The organism is Agarivorans sp. MS3-6, assembly GCF_054112545.1.
Window position 1 is genome coordinate 4,283,040 of the sequence record NZ_CM134202.1, and the last position, 18,276, is coordinate 4,301,315.

Annotated in this window: 15 protein-coding genes; 5 read left to right on the forward strand and 10 right to left on the reverse strand. The window is 45.0% G+C overall.

Features of this window, described 5'->3' with window-relative positions; genetic code table 11:
- Positions 1-339: 339 nt before the first annotated feature.
- Together pdsS and pdsR are read right to left on the reverse strand one after the other, a co-directional pair.
- Positions 340-2,502 (reverse strand): proteobacterial dedicated sortase system histidine kinase, encoded by a 2,163-nt coding sequence (gene pdsS / locus ACVFI8_RS19730; RefSeq protein WP_457872436.1) that lies wholly within the window; start codon positions 2,500-2,502, stop codon positions 340-342.
- Complete coding sequence (pdsR, locus tag ACVFI8_RS19735; RefSeq protein ID WP_248711886.1) at positions 2,502-3,194, reverse strand: proteobacterial dedicated sortase system response regulator; 693 nt, start codon at positions 3,192-3,194, stop codon at positions 2,502-2,504. The genes pdsS and pdsR overlap by 1 nt, the downstream gene beginning before the upstream one ends.
- A gap of 233 nt (positions 3,195-3,427) precedes the next feature.
- On the opposite strand from pdsR, the gene pdsO reads away from it, so the two are divergent.
- From pdsO to ACVFI8_RS19750, 3 genes are all read left to right on the forward strand, one after another.
- Positions 3,428-4,171: a sortase-associated OmpA-like protein PdsO gene (gene pdsO / locus ACVFI8_RS19740; protein WP_457872438.1), complete on the forward strand. Its 744-nt coding sequence runs from the start codon at positions 3,428-3,430 to the stop codon at positions 4,169-4,171.
- A 26-nt stretch (positions 4,172-4,197) separates the two neighbouring features.
- Entirely contained in the window at positions 4,198-6,414 is a 2,217-nt protein-coding gene (locus ACVFI8_RS19745) for a marine proteobacterial sortase target protein (protein ID WP_457872440.1), read from the forward strand.
- Between the two features lie 114 nt (positions 6,415-6,528).
- Positions 6,529-7,149, forward strand: a complete 621-nt coding sequence (locus tag ACVFI8_RS19750; protein ID WP_457872441.1) for a class GN sortase — start codon at positions 6,529-6,531, stop codon at positions 7,147-7,149.
- A 137-nt stretch (positions 7,150-7,286) separates the two neighbouring features.
- On the opposite strand, the gene ACVFI8_RS19755 is transcribed toward ACVFI8_RS19750, so the two are convergent.
- On the reverse strand, positions 7,287-7,919 hold the full coding sequence (locus tag ACVFI8_RS19755; protein WP_248711881.1) for a DUF2959 domain-containing protein: 633 nt from the start codon (positions 7,917-7,919) through the stop codon (positions 7,287-7,289).
- Complete coding sequence (locus ACVFI8_RS19760; protein WP_248711880.1) at positions 7,919-8,146, reverse strand: hypothetical protein; 228 nt, start codon at positions 8,144-8,146, stop codon at positions 7,919-7,921. The genes ACVFI8_RS19755 and ACVFI8_RS19760 overlap by 1 nt, the downstream gene beginning before the upstream one ends.
- A 224-nt stretch (positions 8,147-8,370) precedes the next feature.
- On the opposite strand from ACVFI8_RS19760, the gene ACVFI8_RS19765 reads away from it, so the two are divergent.
- A complete protein-coding gene (locus ACVFI8_RS19765; RefSeq protein WP_457872442.1) occupies positions 8,371-9,504 on the forward strand; it encodes an exonuclease SbcCD subunit D in 1,134 nt (377 codons plus the stop codon).
- The gene (locus ACVFI8_RS19770; protein WP_457872443.1) at positions 9,504-12,560 is read left to right on the forward strand and encodes an SbcC/MukB-like Walker B domain-containing protein; all 3,057 of its coding nucleotides are present in this window, start codon (positions 9,504-9,506) and stop codon (positions 12,558-12,560) included. The genes ACVFI8_RS19765 and ACVFI8_RS19770 overlap by 1 nt, the downstream gene beginning before the upstream one ends.
- A gap of 49 nt (positions 12,561-12,609) precedes the next feature.
- Here the strand turns inward: ACVFI8_RS19770 and ACVFI8_RS19775 are convergent, their stop codons facing one another.
- From ACVFI8_RS19775 to dinG, 6 genes are all read right to left on the reverse strand, one after another.
- On the reverse strand, positions 12,610-13,353 hold the full coding sequence (locus ACVFI8_RS19775) for an outer membrane protein OmpK (RefSeq protein WP_248711877.1): 744 nt from the start codon (positions 13,351-13,353) through the stop codon (positions 12,610-12,612).
- A gap of 314 nt (positions 13,354-13,667) precedes the next feature.
- On the reverse strand, positions 13,668-13,856 hold the full coding sequence (locus ACVFI8_RS19780) for a DUF2496 domain-containing protein (protein ID WP_457872444.1): 189 nt from the start codon (positions 13,854-13,856) through the stop codon (positions 13,668-13,670).
- 66 nt (positions 13,857-13,922) lie between these two features.
- Positions 13,923-14,672: a YccT family protein gene (locus tag ACVFI8_RS19785; RefSeq protein ID WP_457872445.1), complete on the reverse strand. Its 750-nt coding sequence runs from the start codon at positions 14,670-14,672 to the stop codon at positions 13,923-13,925.
- An 11-nt stretch (positions 14,673-14,683) separates the two neighbouring features.
- On the reverse strand, positions 14,684-15,292 hold the full coding sequence (priC, locus tag ACVFI8_RS19790; RefSeq protein ID WP_248711874.1) for a primosomal replication protein PriC: 609 nt from the start codon (positions 15,290-15,292) through the stop codon (positions 14,684-14,686).
- Positions 15,271-16,050 carry a TSUP family transporter gene (locus ACVFI8_RS19795; RefSeq protein ID WP_248711873.1) on the reverse strand — a complete coding sequence of 260 codons (780 nt, stop codon included), beginning with the start codon at positions 16,048-16,050 and terminating at the stop codon, positions 15,271-15,273. Before ACVFI8_RS19795 ends, priC begins: the two co-directional genes overlap by 22 nt.
- A complete protein-coding gene (gene dinG, locus ACVFI8_RS19800) occupies positions 16,050-18,074 on the reverse strand; it encodes an ATP-dependent DNA helicase DinG (RefSeq protein WP_457872446.1) in 2,025 nt (674 codons plus the stop codon). Before dinG ends, ACVFI8_RS19795 begins: the two co-directional genes overlap by 1 nt.
- Positions 18,075-18,276: the final 202 nt, after the last annotated feature.

Below are 18,276 nucleotides of genomic sequence, written 5' to 3' on the forward strand. Positions count from 1 at the left end.
CGATACAATGCCTAAGACGCAACTATTAGTAAAAAGATGCAATATTTCGTTTTTTATTTGAATGTCGACTCAAATACTATGTGCTATTTATTAACGCATGCTTCTGATAAAACTTTAGCACAATAGATATTCAGCAAATTGCGGTACCACTATGCGGCCTCTGTTAGTTCTAGGGGTTTAGACAACAGGGCAGATTGAGTAAAAATTAATGCAATGCTGAAAATGCCGGAATGTAAGCTAAATCGTCATGCGGCTACATGAGCTAAAGCATCACTACTGACTCGGCCGTCAAATGTGTCCAATATCATTCATTATTCAGAATATGTAGCGTTAGCTTTATTACTCAAGTGGTAGCCTTACACAAAACTCTACACCACTGTTATCGGTAAAGTTTCGCGCGCTTATTGTGCCACCATGAAACTCGGCAATTAACCGTGCTATGTACAGGCCCAACCCTAAGTGTGGTTTTTGTTGGGCTTGTTGGCTACGAATAGACACCATCGACTCAAATATTTGTTCAACCATGTTATCAGGCAGGGTGGGACCATGGTTGCTAATCAGCAATACGGCATCTTTGTTGTCTTGTTGAAAACTCACGGTAATAGGTTTGTCTGGCAAGCTGAATTCCATGGCGTTGGCCACTAACTTGTCCATTAGTTGGGCGATATACTCGGGTACGCCAACAATATTGAGTGTATTAGGGCTTATGTTGCAATCAAAGGCTTGTTCTGGGTAAGTATATTGGTAACCCTGCATACAACCAGACACCACCTTAGACAACGGAAAGGTACTGGTTTCGGCCTGCGACAGGCTTTGTTCTAGCCGTGTTGCTTCACTCATGTTATTGAGGATCATGTTTAAACGGTTCACCCCTTCTTGAGCTCTATCTACGTATTTTTGGGTATCTTGATCAAGCGTTTGCAGGTTTAAGTGCTCTAGAGAAGAGCGCACTACAGCAACAGGTGTGCGCAACTCATGAGATAAGCGCGAAGACATATTTTCTAAATAGTGGGTGTATTGGCTTAAACGGCTAACTATGCTGGCAAAGCTACGAGACAAATCGCCAATCTCGTCACGGTCTTTTGAATCGGGTAAGGTTGCAGTTACTCGCCCTTGGCTATCAATGGCTTTTTCTGCTTGGTCGCGTAATTTACGGATACGGCTAGAAATGCTTGAGGCAAACAAAAATAGCGATAAAGTACCCACGCCCATCACCAACAAAATAATGTTAAATAGGCGCTCTAAAGCGCGGTTACGCAAGGTGCGAATGCCGTTGGTGGTTTCTTCGGCCACCACCACGCCCATGACTTTATCGTCTATCCATATGGGGCTGGCAGCGGCTAATACCACCGCGCGGCCATCGGGGGTTAAACGCCAAGTAGAGCCGGGTTTTCCGCTAAGGGCTTGTTGAATATGGCTACCTTCTAGTTGGGTAGAGTCTTGCAAAGAATCAACAAAATCTTGCGGCGGCTTGGTGAGTATTTTGTAGTACAAGGGATGCAGGTATTGTTTGGTAAATTGGCTCCACCAAGAGTCGCTGTTTTCAGGGCTTAAACTACGCGCCCAAATGCTTTTAGTACTGCGAATATCCCCAGATTTAGCCAATACCCGCCCATGTTTATCCACCACCCAAATGCGCGAGCTATTGTGGCTCATGCCTTTAATGATGCTTTCTATCTCAGGGGAGGGCACCAACACCGTACCCAAGTTATCTACGGTATCGAGTGCCGATGTGCCAACCACCGACACCAACTCACGTTTAGGCGTACGGTTAACATCGTAGATAGAAAAGCCCAGCTTACTGCCTACCATAGACAAAGGGATCCGCAGTTCAATATTGTAGCCCTTAGGCGTTTTTAACCATTGGCCTTGAATTTTTACCTCAGGTTTTACTGGGGTATTTAGGCTTGGGTCTAACGGTAATTCAAAGGCGTTAATCCAGCCATCTTCGGTGGTAGCAACGATATAGCGCCTAAACTCTCCGTCGGGTGCGAGTGTGGCTATGGCTAAATGGTCATTATTATCAACACGCAGGGTATTTTTACCGCGATAAACAACATCTTGGTCGGTGACTTCAAAGTAGGCATATAAATAACGGCCAAATTTACCCACCATGTGGGTAAATTCGCTAGTAATAGGGGTATCGGGATCGGCTTGATAAATGACATGGTCTTCGCCATAGCGCAGCATGCGGTGTTGGTAATCTTGCCAGTCGTTTAGTTTTCCGTCTAGTTGTATTGGCCCAGAAAGCGGGTAGGCGTATAAGTCTCGGCCTTTTTGTACTTGGCTTAAAAAGCTGGCTTGGCTATTAAACAGTTTGGGGCGCTCGTGCAGGGCGGTAGCGAGGGCCTGAGTGGTGCCTTCTAAGGTTTTTTCTTGGCCTAGGCGTAGGTATTTTTCCATTTCCCAGACGTACTGGTAACCCAGCCACGGTAAACACAGTAGAAATAGTGACAAAATGGTGACTTTAGCACGAAGGCCTATAGGCAATACCGGTAGCATTAGGCAACACTGTCCCAGCGATAACCCATGCCATACACGGTGTCTATACACTCAAAGTTTGGGTCAACCACTAAGAACTTTTTACGAATGCGCTTTACGTGCGAAGTAATGGTGCTGTCATCAACAAAAATCTTGGCTTCGGTCATTAGTTCTTGGCGGCTGCGCACATGACCTGGGCGTTTTGCTAACGCATGCACCATCCAAAATTCGGTCACTGTAAGCTCAATGGTTTGTTGATTCCACAATACTTGCATGCGATTTCCGTCAATCGCTAAAGGGCCACGCTCTAGCAGGTTATCCTCTAACTGCGCAGCACCTAATAATTCAGAGCGGCGAAATAAGGCGGCGATGCGAGCCACCAAATGCGGAAAACTAATATCTTTGGTGAGGTAGTCATCGGCTCCTAAACGTAAACCACATACGGTGTCAAAATCACTGTCACGCGCGGTAAGGAAAATAATCGGCAAGCTGCTCGACATGGCGCGCAGCGATTGGCACAACGAAAAGCCGCCGTCGATTTCATCTTCTAGGCCAATATCAATAATAGCCAAATCAGGCAAACGGGTGGTAAAGGCGGCCAATGCACTAGGGCGATTGGCATAAGCTTGCACGCTATAGCCTTGTTGCTGTAATACGTCTTTGTAGTTTTCGCGGATGGCCGCTTCATCTTCTACGATAGCAATTCGTTTCATGGTTTTTACTAAGTTATAAGCTGCTGACTTGCATAGACTATACATGATTTTCTCAGCACTTTGGTGGGCTGAGGCAAATTGCCATTTTGTTGCCACAATTGATAAGCGAACTGCCACTTTTAACGCCCCTCAGTGCCATTTCAGTCCTGTTTAATGAAGTCATCGAAAGGCTTGGCGCATCCAAGCCAATCTAATCAACTCACTGATTAACCATACTGAAAAGGAAACATTCCATGAAAAAGCATCTAATTGCCTTAGCCGTTATCAGCAGCCTTAGCTTATCTAATGCCACCATCGCTAGCGAGAGTTCAGATCAAACCATCAGCCGCAACGGCAAAACAGAAATGATTGGTTTTGGCTCTGGCGCGGCGATCGGTGCTTTGGTTGGCGGCCCCGTTGGCGCGTTTATTGGTGGGTTTACCGGGGTGTGGATTGGTAAATCGGTCGCCGACGAGCAAGAGCTTGGTGCTCAACAATTGCAGTTGAGTCAGCAGCAAGATGAGATACAAGTACTGGCTCAACGTAGCGAACAACTTGAGTCTCTTACTCAGCAGCACGTGCGGCTCAACTCACAGTTAGAGCAATTGAAAGAGGCTCAGCAGCAAAAACTAGAAGAGTTAGCCATTGGTCTAAACGTACAGTTTAAAACCGGCTCATCGCTAATAGAACCTCACTTTAAACATCAATTAGATGACGTCGTATACGCAATGTCGCTATCGCCAGACTTACAGCTCAATTTAACCGGCTATGCCGATCGCCAAGGAGACTCAAGTTACAACCAAGCATTATCTGAGCAGCGTTTAGCGGAAGTGAGAAGCTATTTGATCAACCAAGGTATCGCAGAGTCTCGACTTAATTCGCAAGCCTTTGGTGATAGTGCGCCATTAAGCGCTGAAGCTAACTTAGAAAATAACTTTTTTGACCGCCGAGTCACCTTAAAACTGATGTCTGAGCGCGGCATGTTAGCAGCCCAATAATCACTATTGCTAAGGGAGGTAGCCTAATGAAAATTGATGTAGTACGTACAGCCACTCATTTCTGCCATAGCGTTTCGGTTGGTGGTGCCATCATTGTGTTATGGGCGGCTTTTATGTCGCCCAGCCAAGCTGCAGAGCAAGGTGACAAACAAGCCGCAGAACGGGATGAAATACGCCAAGGCAGCTTAGTGTTTATTGACGCAAATGGCCAACGCCAACAGCGTTTACCCCTGCATACTGACGTTGAAATGACAGTATCAGGATTAACCAACCGAGTGACGCTAAGCCAAACCTTTGTTAACCAAAGCCAAGATTGGGTAAATGGCACTTATATGTTTCCTTTGCCTAATCAAGCAGCGGTTGATCAAATGCAGCTTATTATTGGTGAGCGCGAAATAGAAGGCCAAATTCAAGAGAAACAACAAGCTAAACGCACCTTTGACACGGCTAAAAGAGAAGGTAAGCGAGCAAGTTTAGTTGAGCAATTGCGACCTAATATTTTCACTACAGCGGTAGCCAACCTTGGCCCTAATGAAACGCTGAAAGTCACCATTAGTTATCAGCAACAAGTGGCATACCAGGATGGGGAGTTTAGTTTGCGTTTTCCTATGGTAGTTAATCCGCGTTATACACCGCAAATATTTAGAGACCAAATGGCAAATAGTTTGACTGATGAGCAAGGCAACAGTTTGTCGCTTGCTTCGTTGATGGAGCAGTCATATCAGCCATCGCCTAGCAGTCGTTATGATGATGTTGTGCAACTAATGCAGCATAGCTTTCGCCAATATGCACAAGCTGAGCAACAAACACCTCCGTTAAAGGCAAATATACACATTTCCCTAAATAGCGGCTTTGAGTTAGACACCTTGCAAAGTGAATATCATCCTATTGCTAAGACAGTACGCGATGATGGCAGCATCGATATTCGCTTATTAAACACTGATGCTAATCGTGACTTTGTATTGAAATGGCGACCTATTATTGGTTCGCGACCCGAGGCCGCGGTGTACAGTCAGCATGGGCTTACTCATCAACCCCGTGGTCAGTTAAACAAAGATGATTACGCGCTGCTAATGCTTATGCCTCCGCAAGGCGATAAGGCCGATCTACTTAATGTGCCGCGTGAGCTAGTGTTGGTGATAGATACCTCTGGGTCTATGTCGGGTGAGTCAATGATTCAAGCCAGAGAGGCGTTGCATGAGGCCTTACGCGGCTTAGACAGTAACGATTATTTCAATATTATTGAGTTTAATTCGAACTACCGCCGCTTTCTGGCTAAATCCGTTGTGGCTAATAGTCACAATTTGTACCAAGCCAAAGCATTTATTAACGGCTTACGCGCTGATGGCGGCACCGAAATGTTTGGCGCATTACAGGCAGCACTAAGCGATGCCAAGCAGAATGAGCAATCACAGAAACGGTTACGCCAAGTGATCTTTATTACCGATGGCTCGGTGAGTAATGAAGCCGCGTTGTTTGAGCTCATCAATAACCAACTGGGTGATAGCCGCTTATTTACCATTGGGATCGGCTCAGCACCCAATTCCCACTTTATGCAACGCGCCGCCGAGCTAGGTAAGGGCACGTTCACCTATATTGGTAAGCAGAGTGAAGTTAAACACAAAGTCACTAGCTTGTTTGAGAAAATCGCGCACCCGGTAGTGAGTGACGTTCAACTTGCCTTTAGCGACGGTACCGTGCCTGAATATTGGCCTGCCAATATCCCTGATGTGTATCGCGGCCAACCCTTGATGGTGAGCATTAAATTCGCGAGTGGCTCGCAGCAACAATTGGTGATTAGCGGCAATATTGGAGAGCAATTCTGGCAGCGTAATGTCAATCTGCAAAGTGCTAATTATCCAGCTAGTCAACAAGTCGCAGGCTTAGATTTATTGTGGGCGCGTCAACAGATCGCCGCCTTAGAGTTAAATAAAAACGCTGCCAATAAGCCACGAGTAGACAAGCAAGTATTAGCGCTGGCACTTAAATATCATTTAGTTAGCTCGCAAACAAGTTTGGTGGCCGTAGACTTAAGCCCTGCTAAACCTCAGGGGATAACTGCGCTAGACAAACAGCTTGATGGGGGCATGCCTAAAGGTTGGCAAGCGGGTGGCGTATTACCACAAACATCTACCTCTAGCCGATTAACCATGCTAGTTGGATTACTGCTGTTAATGGTGGCACTTGGATTGATTTATCAACAAGGTAGGGCTGGCGCAAACCCACCGTTGCAGCAGCGTTGACCCGCTAATGGCTCAATGCGTTGATGCGGGCACCAAGCTAGGCCCGCATTAGCCAGCACCTACAGCCCCTACCTTTTCACCTCAGATACCATTGCCTAACTGTAAGGATTTGATATGAGCATCAGCTTTTTGGCAAAACACCCTGTGCCTTGCGCGTTGTTTCTACTTGGTTTGTTAGTGTTAAGCCATGGCGCATATATTCAAGCAAAGGCCTATTTAGCACAATATTTAATTGCTCAAGCTTGGCAGCAAACCTTAGATGACCAACAACCCCATAAACCTTGGCAATGGGCCGATACTTACCCTGTCGCCAAGCTTAGTTTTGTGACAAAACAAGAAAGCATCGGTTTCAAACACCAAGTAGACTCTGTGTTTGTATTAGCGGGGGCGTCGGGGCGCACCTTGGCTTTTGGCCCTGGCTTAGTATTGAGCGGGGCAAACATAGGTGAGGTCGGCAACACCGTGATAGCGGGTCATCGCGATACCCACTTCGCTAACTTAGCCGCCATAAATAAAGGCGATCTACTGCAAGTTGAAGACAATAATGGTGGCGTATTACTGTATCAAGTGGTGAATACTCAAGTTGCTCATCAAAGCGATACGCATTTTATGGCGCCTAGCGACGATAACCGCTTAACCCTGATTACCTGTTATCCCTTTAATCAGCTCAGTGGCGGGGCAGAGCAACGCTACATTGTAGAGGCATTGTTGGTGAGTAAACCTAGGCCGATATAATGTCTGTTGAATAGCCTTGGTCACTCAATCTGCGTAGATTGGGTTGCGAGAAAATACAGGTAGGTAGGTTAAACCCCTAGAGAAAAGGAACTCTCTAAAAAAGGCTACAAACATGGATTTGTAGCCTCGGCCATCGCTTACTTCATCGTTGCGATAAATTTGTCAGACTCTGCAATTGCTTTGCTCATTTGCTGAATAACATCGGCCACTTCTTGTTCTAAACGAGTAAACTCTTTACCCACTGCGCCAATTGCCCGAGCATTGAGGTTATGTTTTAAGTACAGTTGATTGTCGTTTAAACGGCTTAGTACTGGCTGCATTTGGGCTTCCGCTCGGCGCATGGCTTTAAGCATCGCTGCATAACGCTTACGTGTGTCGTTCAGTTGTTGTTTACTCTCGGCTTTTAGGCTGGTGGACTGGTATTGTTCTAGCTCTTCTTGCCATTCATCAAATAGGGCCTCAGCGACACTGTCTACTTCGTCAATTCGTTCGCTTACGGTTTCGGCAGCCGCTTTAGAGTCTTGGTATTGCTCGTTGACATCATCGTAGACAGCTTCCAAATCACCACCATCAAATTGGGTGAGGCTTTTAAGTTGCTCTAGCGCCGATGTGAACTGTTGCTGCGCATCCTGTTGGCTTTCTTGCGCTTCTTCGACCCGATCTACCAATATTTCACGTTTGTGATAACCCACTTTTTCCATGGCTGAATAATATGTCGACTCACAGCCAAATAAAAAAACGACCAAAACGAGAGATGTGAATATTTTCATTAGCTGCCTCCTGGCTTAAAGCGCGCCGCATCGACAATGGCCCAAATATGAACGATCACCGCAATAATAACAGGTACGATCAACCACCAAGCTAGGTAACCGCCACCGGTAATAACAAAAAATAGAAGGGCAGGCAAAAAACGCCCTTGTACTAACTGGCCAAGACCTGGAATAAAAAAGCTACATATAGCGGCAAGTACATTGCCAGTTGAACCTTGCTCGGACACGCTTCATCCTTGGATATTTAGTGAGTAATTATCGGTATGTTGCCAGACTATTTGCTTGCGTGCGAGTTTCAATAATCGATTTTACTTAAAAGCTGCAATTTTTCGCGACAGTATCGCGTTGCAGCGGGCTTATCGATTGCTATCAATCTGCGGCTTGGCGATAATAAGCCCCAGCGTTGTTTGAGAAACATCTGTTTTCTCATTTACTTACCCACGGATATTGAATGAAATTTCTCCACACTTCAGATTGGCACTTAGGCCGGCAATTGCATAACCAATCTTTACTCGAAGATCAGCAATATGTGCTGGAGCAAATTGTCGAACTTGCTCGGCAACATAGGGTGGATGCATTGCTCGTAGCCGGTGATATTTTTGACCGCTCTGTCCCCCCTAGCCAAGCAGTAAAAGTGCTGGATGATATTCTGCACCGCTTTATTAACGAGTTAGCGATACCGGTCATTATGATTGCCGGTAATCACGATGGAGCGCAACGCTTGGCTTTTGCCGCTAGGCATATGCGAGACTTACATATAATAGGGCCTTTAACAGACAGCATTGAACCGATAACGCTTAGCACCAAAGCCGGTGATACAGTGCAATTCTATGGCTTGCCTTACGCAGAGCCAGCCACCGTTAGGGAAGTATTTAACTGCGAAGTGACATCTCATCAAGAGGCGATGCAAGTATTACTAGAGCAAGTGACGGGACACGACAGCCAAGGCCATAACAAAGTCGTGATCGCCCATTGTTTTCTGGACGGTGGTGATGAATCTGAGTCAGAGCGGCCCTTAAGTATTGGCGGAGCTGACAAAATAACGCCTAGTTTATTTAGTGATTTTGCCTATGTGGCACTTGGCCATTTACATGGCCCACAGTATAAAGGCGAGCAGCATGTGCGCTATTCGGGGTCACCATTAAAGTATTCTTTTAGCGAACAACATCACGCTAAGTCGATTACTTTGGTTGAACTCATTGGTGAAGATTGCCAGATAGAATTACTCCCGTTAAAACCTTTGCGCGATGTGCGAATTATTGAAGGTATGTTGGTTGATGTGCTTAAAGCTGGCGAGATAGATCCTAATAAAGACGACTACTTAATGGTCAAGCTCCTTGATAAGTCAGCCATATTAGATGCCATGGGCAAGCTTAGATCCGTTTACCCCAATGTTTTACATTTAGAACGTACCGGTTTAATGGCAGAAAACAGCCAGCTTGTGCAAAATCGCGAACATGTAAAAAAGGGTGAATACGCCATGTTTAATGACTTTTTCTCTCAAGTATCGGGTGAAGACCTCAGTGATGCTCAACAAAGCCTGCTAAAAGACACCATAGAAACCTTGCACCGTGGAGACCAATAATGCGCCCAATTAGTTTAAACATGAGCGCCTTTGGCCCCTTTGCGGGGAATGAGTTTATCAATTTTAGTCTGTTAGGGCGCAACCCCCTGTTTTTGCTAAATGGGCCAACCGGTGCCGGTAAAACCACAATTTTAGATGCCATGTGTTTTGCCTTATACGGCAAGAGCACCGGTGACGAGCGTGAAGCCGCACAAATGCGCTGTGATTTGGCGGATGAATCACTACTTACCGAAGTCAGTTTTGAGTTTGAATTGGGGGATCTGCGTTATCGGATCCGCCGAGTGCCAGAGCAAGCAAGGCTTAAAAAGTCGGGAGACGGTTACACCCAACAAAAACCTGAAGCGCAGTTAGTTCGCATTGAACAAGACGGTAGCGAGAGTTTACTGGTGCCTGCAAAAGTCTCTGAAGCTAATAGTGAAATAGAACGTTTAACCGGGCTAGACGCAGACCAATTTCGGCAGGTAATGGTATTGCCGCAAGGGAAATTCCGTCAGCTATTGATGGCCGATTCTAAAGAGCGAGAGAAGATCTTTAGCCAGCTGTTCCAAACCCATATTTACCGCAGAATCGAAGAGAGTTTAAAAAGTCAGGCAGCTAGCATTCGTAGTGCGGCAACCGAACAAAAAAATATTCGTGAAGGGATATTGCAAAGCGCTAACCTCACTGAACAATCCAGCCTAGAGCAAGAGCTAGACCAGTTAAAGCCAGCTTTAGAAGCGGCCTTGGCAGAGAAAAAACAAGCTGCAGAAAGCTGTGATAGTGCCAGCAAGCAATTTGAAGCAGCTAAGTTACTCAGCGCAGACTTTACAGAACTCACAGCCTTGAAAGCCGCAATGGCAGAGTTGAATAAACAAAAATCTGGGGTTGAGAAACAGCAACAGCAATTGGAACAGGCCAGAGCTGCGCTAGCCATTGAGCCCTTTGATAAAGCTAAGTTACAACGCTTTAATGAGGCGAAACAAGCCAGTTTGGCGCAAAGCCAATCTGAAGCAGCGTTAACCAATGCCAAGCTAGAGCTTAAAGAAACCGAGCAGCAATTTGCATTGCTTCCTGAAAAACAAACACTGTTAGGTTCAGCTGAAGAACAGCAACGTGTGTTGTTAAGCTTTAAACCGCTTATCGCAGAGCTAGAACGATTAACCACTGAACTGAAGGTCAATAAAGACAAATTAAGCCTGCAAACACAGCAAGGTAAGCAGCTAAATCAACAGCTTAGTGACATCGCGGCTGAAAAAATAGCCTTGCAGCAACAGCAAGCGGCGCTTCGTCAACAAGCCGATACTCAAGTAGAGCAACAAAAGGCCGTCAGCGCGGCTGAACACAGTTTGCAGTTAGGCCTACAGTTAACCAAGCTGGATGAAACGTTGGCAAGCAACCAACAGCTTATTGAGCAATCTATTGCTCAAGGTCAGCGCATGGCATCTGAATATAACGCTGCCCAACAACACGCCAACCAAATTCAGCTAAGCTGGCACCAAGGACAAGCTGCCATCATGGCGCAGCGCTTACATGCAGGCGATGCTTGCCCAGTTTGTGGCAGTATAGAGCATCCGCAATTAGCTCAAAGCCTCCAGCAACTCCCTACAGAGAGTGATGTAGAGCAAGCTCGGTTGCTTGAACAGCGTGCACAAGAAAAACTGAGCGAGGCGCGTCAACAGCATAAAGCCTTAACGGTGCAACAAGCGGCATGGAGCGAACAACATAAAGGCTTGATTCAGCAACTAGCCAATAAAGCTCAGCTCAGTGTAGAGCAGCTAAGTGCTGAATTGCTGCACGCTAAGCAGGCACTAGAAGCCGCCCAGCACGCGCATGCTAAAGTGACAGCATTACAAACTCAGCTGGAACAAAATGCGCAGTCAGAGCAGGTAACCCAGCAGAACATTGAGCAAGCTAGGGAGCTTTACCAACAAATAAGAAGCCAAGTAGATGTATTGCAAGGGCAGCTGGCTCAGGCTCAACAACGTTTACCCGAGCAATACCGAGAAGCCAATTTGCTAGAGCAGGCTATTGAGCTTCAATTAGCAAAAGTAACCCAGTTAAAACAAACTATTCAGCAATTAAATGATAGCCATGCTAAAGCGCGAGAAGCCTTGACCGCGGCACAGGCGGCTGGGCAGGCGGCACAGCAAAACTTAAAGCTGGCCCAAAACGCCTTAGCAGAAGCGCAACAGATATTTGCAAAACAGCTAGAGCAATCTAGCTTTGCCAATGAAAACGCGTTTAACATGGCGTTGATTAGTGACCAAGAGATTGCTGAACTTGATGCAGCAGTAGCGAGTTTTAATCAGCAATACACCACTAAAACGGCGCAGTTTGATCAGTTAAAACAAAAATTGAAAGGCAAAAAGGCGCAAGATTTAGTCGCGCTAGAGCAAGCACTGAAGGACTTAGTTGAAAAGCGTAATCAAACTGATACTTTATGGAACCAGCTAAATAGTCGCACACTTAACTTAAGTGATATTCAACAGAAACTGTTGGCGGCAGATAAAAATGCAGAAGGCTTACAAGCCAAGTACCAAGTGGTTGGAACCTTGGCCGATGTTGCTAATGGCCAAACCGGAAACAAAATCAGCCTGCAGCGCTTTGTATTAAGTGTGCTGTTAGATGATGTGTTGTTGCAAGCTAGTCAGCGCTTACAGTTAATGAGTAAAGGGCGTTATCAGCTTATTCGCAAAGAACAGCGAGCCAAGGGTAATAAAGCGTCTGGCTTAGAGCTTGAAGTTGAAGACAGCTATACCTCTAAAGTGCGCTCGGTGGCCACCTTAAGTGGTGGCGAAAGTTTTATGGCCGCTCTTGCTATGGCCTTAGGGTTATCTGATGTTGTACAAGCCTATGCGGGTGGCATAAAACTCGATACCTTGTTCATTGATGAAGGCTTTGGCAGTTTAGATCAAGAGTCACTAGATTTAGCGATTCGCACACTGATTGATTTGCAAAGTTCAGGGCGAATGGTGGGGGTTATTTCTCATGTAGCTGAAATGAAAGAACAAATCACCAGTAGAATTGATGTAACTAAAAGCGGCAGTGGAAGTGCAATACAGCTTATTGTTCCTTAAATGAAAAAGCCAGGATTAGCCTGGCTTTTTGCTCATCACGTTTGCAAACTTAGAAGTTGTAACGTAGTGAGTAAATTACAGCATTTTGGTTACCGATAGTGCCTAGCTTGTTGTAAGCATAGCGGTATTGAATACCCGTTGTTACGTGGTCTGTTGCATCCCACCAAAACGCTAGAGCGCCGTTTGCTGATACGTCGTCGTTTTCACCAGAGATATCTGTGTAGTCAGACTTACGAGCGAATTCAGATTCGTGCCAGTTAGAGATCCAGAATTTTTGATCCCAAGCTGTGAAGTTATATACTGCAGTCCAACCAAGCATACCACCGTTAAAGCCAGTGAAACCATCGTTCCAAGCTGGGTTAGTGATTGTCATATGTGCGCCAATCCAAGGCGTGAAGAACCAACCATCACCTTGTAGGCGGTATTGGCCACCTAGTACGGTATTGTTTGCCGAAAAGCTTTGTGAGTCAGTGGCATAATGCTGAGCATATAGACGGAAGTCTGAATCAGCAATTTTGTATGCAACGCTACCTTTGTATGCTGTACGTAGTTCGCTTGAACCATCTTGTACGTTTTCTAAGTCGAAGAAACCGTATAATTCACCCCAGTCAAAACCTGCACCGCCTTCTAATTCTAGGTAGGCAAAATCTTCTTGGAAACCAGTACGGTCTTGGGTGTTTTTTGACCAGTCAAGGTAGTTAACGCTAACGTTACCAAACCCGTATAAATATTCTGCGCTTGCTGGGGCACTCGCTAATAATGCAGCAGCTGAAAGTAGTGCGATTTTTTTCATTTGGTAGTTCCTTGTTCACATTTAGGTGAATTACCGTGGTGTGTATTGTTTTGAGTTCACGGAGGATTTTATAGAGGAAGCTAAACAAAGTTCAGTGCTATATCACAAATAACAGCCTATTTTTTAAGCGAATGAGTTATAGTTACCGAATATGTTTAAAAGTGTGTTGACTATTGCTGAAAAAAGTGTGCAAAGTTATTTGATGGAAATGTTAGTAGTGAGTGTTGCTTGTTACGCTGAATTAGCAATCGGTAGTAGTGGTATCTCAGTCTATTTTTCAATCATGCCACGTATTACAGAGTTCATAAGGGGGGCTAAACGGCGCTATTATGTGCAGTCACATCGTGGTCGTTATCGTTATTGGCTTGCAGTTTTTGTTGGCAATCGTTGGATACAATTGCTAAAGCATCTATCGCTGTTTGAGGGTCAATATGGTTTTCTTCGAGCAACTGAATGAGGTCAACGGCTAACTGAACATGCTTAGGGGCAGAGGCGAGTGACATAATTATCCTGAATCAAAGTGGAGAGGGAATAAGGCCTGAATGATAAGCGTAATTCAGGCCTTCATGTTATTGCTGTTGAATGACCCAAATTTGAAACTGTTTACGGGTGGCTGCATCGGCTCGTTGGTACCAAAACTGTAGCATTTGCAGCTCTGTGTTATCACCAGCGGGCACCATCATCTCACTATCGCTTACAGGGGGCTTTACGCTATCACTGGCCACTACCGCTGTAGCAGCCACTGCTGCAGTGGTTGCTGCTGCAGTGTTAGTAGAGCTGGTTACTGCGGTTTCTGCTTTTGGAATCGTACTCGCAGCTACAGCTGCTGTAGCCGCCACGGCAGGGGCGTTACCTGCTTGTGTGGCTTCTATTTCTGCGATTTCTTCTAAGTAATCACGAGAAAATTGAACACCTGGCTTCATCGGGAGTAGGTAATGGCTCTCATTCACTTTGCTGCCATTTTTGTCGCTGAGTGTAAATGTAGGCTTTGCCGCGTATTTCTTAGCGCGATTTATGCTTGTTTCCTGTTTTGCCTTTAGCACTATGTCTTGGCCTTGCTTAATATCAAGATTAATGACAATAGGTGTAGATTTAATAATCTCAGAATTATTACTAGAGCCAACGTTATCGCTGTAACGAACAACCACTTGGTGCGAGCCCGTGTCTAGTTTAGCTTTGGTTTTACTGAAAGCGCCGGTCGACTGTTTATCAACATACATAATTTCAAAATGACTGGGTGTAGAAAAGCTTGCCGCGTATGCGCTCCAGCTTGCTAAAAAAACAAGAGATAAGCTTAAAACCTTAACTAAGAATCGCATGAATTACTCCTTTAACGGGACTCTAATTGATTAATTTTCTGTTCTAGTTTCCAAGTAGTTTTCTGACACTCACCTAAACGACTCTTTAAGCTGAGGATCTCGGCGCTTAGTCTAGCAGTATCTGTCTTGGGATTACTACGAATAAGTACTTGGTTTTTTTCCGCAATTTTTTGTTGTAACTGTTGCTCAAATTGCTTTTGCTGTAATAGCTTGTCTTGCAGTTGCGGGCGGTCGCCTGAATTAATTATTTTCTCAAGTTTTTTCTGCCAACTGGCTACGCGCTGCTGTTGGGGGATGAATTGGCGCTTCTGGTAGCGTTTTACTTTGTCTATTTGGGTTTGCAACATGGCAAATTTGCCAACAAATCGATCACAGTAGATTTGCAGTAGTTCTATATCTTTACTGAGTTGGCTTAAATGATAAATATGTAATAGGTCGCGTTCAAGCTCACGAACATAGTCGCTAAACAAGTCACTTCGGCAGCTGAAGCGCTCGTCTAAGACTGCCATTTTTGCATAAGCGCTTCTTTCACCTTGCAGGTCGCGTTGATCGGCTTGTAGCCTTAATTGCTCAAGTTTTATGCTTAATTTTTTTAGTTCTAACTGAACCATGCTTGCCATGCTAATTTGCCTGCGATAACCATTACTACAGTAATAAATACTGGGCGGATAAATTTGGCACCAAAATGAATCGCTGAATGAGCGCCAACCACGGCACCCAGCATAATGCTCACTCCCATTGTTAAGCCAATGGCCCAATTCACATGACCTAAATACACAAAGGTAATAAAAGAAACAAAGTTGCTGGTGAAATTCATCGCTTTGGCTAGGCCTGATGATAGCAAAATATTCATTTTATACATGGCCATTGATGATACGGTCCAGAATGCGCCCGTACCTGGCCCAGCGACACCATCGTAAAATCCCAAGCTAAAACCTTGACCAAGCATTTGCTTAGTGAGCTTTTTGTTGGCTTCGGGTAGCACTGCCTGACCGTCTGCTTGCTTCCTATTAAAGATGGTATACACCGCGGTTGCCATAATCACTAACGGCAGAAGTTTCTCCAACCATTGCGTACTAATGAAATCGACGATAAAGGTGCCAAAAAAAGCACCAATTGCAGTCGCGATAAAGCTCCAGAACCAAAACACCGGATTAAATAATTGTTTCCGGTAAAACGTCCACGCGGCGGTACTTGAACCAAAACTTGCCGCAAGCTTGTTGGTTCCCAATGCAATGTGCGGTGGAAGGCCAATACTGAGTAGCGCTGGAATAGTCAGTAAGCCACCACCACCTGCGATGGCATCAATAAAACCGGCGGTTAAGCCTATTCCAATAATAAGGAATAAAACAGAAGGGTCGAGTCCCAATTCCAGCATTAATTATCACTTCTTTTATATGGAGGTAATGCAGCCAGTAATTGGCTGCCATAGCGGCGAGAACTTAGCCGACTATCAAGCAGCACGATTCTACCTGAATCACTTTCTTTTCTCATTAACCTTCCGCAGCTCTGTACCAGTTTTCTACTCGCGCTAGGTAAGGTCAGTAACATAAACGGATTTTGATTGCGGCTTTCGAGTAACTCCGCATGGCTAGCCATAACCGGTTCGGTAGGCACTGCAAAAGGGAGCCTAGCGATAATTAAGTCAGTTAACAAGTCTCCGGGCAGATCGATACCTTCACTAAACCCAATGGTGGCTAAAATTGTACTAGTTTGTTGTTGTTTTATGCTGGCGCGGTGTTTTGCAATGACTTGTTGGTTGGTTAATTGGCCTTGAATCCACAGATTCTCTAAATTGTGCTGTTCTAATTGTTGCGCGACTAGGTCTACCAAACGGTAAGAGTTACAAAGTACCAAAATGCCACCTTTATGTTGCTGAGCCTTAATTATGTACTCGGCAACATCGCTAGCAAAGTTTGGCTGATCGGGTTCGGCGATATTGTTGGGAACGTCAAGCGTCACTTGTTGATAGTTAAAAGGAGAGGGGAGTTTTATCAGCTGTTCACTCGGCAATTTTGCTAAACCGATTTGGGCTAAGTAGTAAGAAAAGTTACCAAGTGCACTTAAGGTGGCTGATACCGCAATCACCGAAAAAGCATCTTGCCACAATAAGTGTTGTAAAACCCCGCCAATCTCAATCGGTGAACTACAAATCATTATTTCTTTTTCTTTACGACTAAACCAAAAAGCATAGTTCTTTTGATTATTTTCATTGGCGTAGCTATAAAGGGTATCAACCCAAGATTCGGTTAAATGTTGTAATATACTTAAGCGGCTAAGTAATCCCTCAGCTTGGGATGATTTTAACTGATTATCGGCCACACTTTCTTGAATTAGGCCAGCGAAGGTTTGTAGGCTGACGGTCAGTTTATTGGCTTCTTTATGGTAGTTACTTGCGATATTAGTGATAGCGCTGGGTGTTTTAGCTAAGGCAAAACGCCAATGACCACTTTGATCGAAGGCTTCTTTATGAAGGGTGGCTATATCTTTCAGTTTATTAAAGCAACGATGAAGTTCAGTACAGGCTTCTTTTAGCCTTAAACTGGCACTGGCTATACCGGAAGGGTTGATTAAGCTGGCTAGCTCTTTGTCTAGTGCTCTAATACTGTCAATTTCTTTTAAGGCGTGTTGTAGGCCTAGTTGATTAGCACTGGCGTCGCGCGCAATGTCGGGAAATTGATGCGCCTCATCTAATATATAAATGCAATCTTCTGCTGCAGGTAGAATGTGGCCACTACCAGCATGTAAGTCGGCCAGTAAAAGGCTGTGATTAGCGACGATGACATCGGCTTTCTTAAGACCTTTACGGGCTTTATGGAACGGACAACTTCTATGCCGGGCAGATTGCGCTGAACAACTTAAGCCATCTACTACAACATGCTGCCATACCTGCCAGGGTATTTGGCTAGGCCAGGTATCTCTATCGCCATCCCACTTTCCTTGTTGAAGAGCAACGGCCATCCGTTTTACCAGGCCAAGGTGTTTTGGCGTTAAGCCAACTTCTGGCGCAATCGCCGCAACCAGTTTATGAGCGCAACAATAACGTTGACGACCTTTAGCTAAACAAAATTGAAATTCTCCGTGAGCGGCAAGATGAACTAAAGGTATGTCGCTATCAATCAGCTGTTGCTGCAACGCAACCGTCGCTGTAGAAATAACCACTTTCTTATTTAAGGCTCTTGCTAAAGGAATTGCTGCCAAAAGATAAGCCAGAGATTTACCGGTACCGGTGCCAGCTTCAGCCAAAAGTACCCGATTTGATTTATCAATGTCGCCCGCGATTGTTTTGGCAATTTGAGCAATCAAAGCAGTTTGTGCAGGTCTAACCACAAATGTTGGATTTTGCTCCTGAAGAGTCTTGTACCAATGGCGTATTCGTTGCTTGTTTTTATCCGTTAACATGAATTTCTCAATCTAGTTAAGCACTTAACTGTGAAGTTTATCGTCTATTGCTAGTAGGCTTGGAGATATATACCGACATAATACACTGGAAAAAGGTCAAATATTTAACTTTACTGCTGTTAGAGGTGGATCACGTTTTTTGGGGAAATACACACCGTTATCACCGCTAAGAATAGTTTAACCGCTTTAAATGCACGTAGAT

What these genes read in the sequence shown, in the direction of transcription:
- pdsS (WP_457872436.1), bottom strand. Translation starts at nt 2,502, where the DNA reads ATGCTACCGGTATTGCCTATAGGCCTTCGTGCTAAAGTCACCATTTTG.
- pdsR (WP_248711886.1), bottom strand. Translation starts at nt 3,194, where the DNA reads ATGAAACGAATTGCTATCGTAGAAGATGAAGCGGCCATCCGCGAAAAC.
- pdsO (WP_457872438.1), top strand. Translation starts at nt 3,428, where the DNA reads ATGAAAAAGCATCTAATTGCCTTAGCCGTTATCAGCAGCCTTAGCTTA.
- ACVFI8_RS19745 (WP_457872440.1), top strand. Translation starts at nt 4,198, where the DNA reads ATGAAAATTGATGTAGTACGTACAGCCACTCATTTCTGCCATAGCGTT.
- ACVFI8_RS19750 (WP_457872441.1), top strand. Translation starts at nt 6,529, where the DNA reads ATGAGCATCAGCTTTTTGGCAAAACACCCTGTGCCTTGCGCGTTGTTT.
- ACVFI8_RS19755 (WP_248711881.1), bottom strand. Translation starts at nt 7,919, where the DNA reads ATGAAAATATTCACATCTCTCGTTTTGGTCGTTTTTTTATTTGGCTGT.
- ACVFI8_RS19765 (WP_457872442.1), top strand. Translation starts at nt 8,371, where the DNA reads ATGAAATTTCTCCACACTTCAGATTGGCACTTAGGCCGGCAATTGCAT.
- ACVFI8_RS19770 (WP_457872443.1), top strand. Translation starts at nt 9,504, where the DNA reads ATGCGCCCAATTAGTTTAAACATGAGCGCCTTTGGCCCCTTTGCGGGG.
- ACVFI8_RS19775 (WP_248711877.1), bottom strand. Translation starts at nt 13,353, where the DNA reads ATGAAAAAAATCGCACTACTTTCAGCTGCTGCATTATTAGCGAGTGCC.
- ACVFI8_RS19780 (WP_457872444.1), bottom strand. Translation starts at nt 13,856, where the DNA reads ATGTCACTCGCCTCTGCCCCTAAGCATGTTCAGTTAGCCGTTGACCTC.
- ACVFI8_RS19785 (WP_457872445.1), bottom strand. Translation starts at nt 14,672, where the DNA reads ATGCGATTCTTAGTTAAGGTTTTAAGCTTATCTCTTGTTTTTTTAGCA.
- priC (WP_248711874.1), bottom strand. Translation starts at nt 15,292, where the DNA reads ATGGCAAGCATGGTTCAGTTAGAACTAAAAAAATTAAGCATAAAACTT.
- ACVFI8_RS19795 (WP_248711873.1), bottom strand. Translation starts at nt 16,050, where the DNA reads ATGCTGGAATTGGGACTCGACCCTTCTGTTTTATTCCTTATTATTGGA.
- dinG (WP_457872446.1), bottom strand. Translation starts at nt 18,074, where the DNA reads ATGTTAACGGATAAAAACAAGCAACGAATACGCCATTGGTACAAGACT.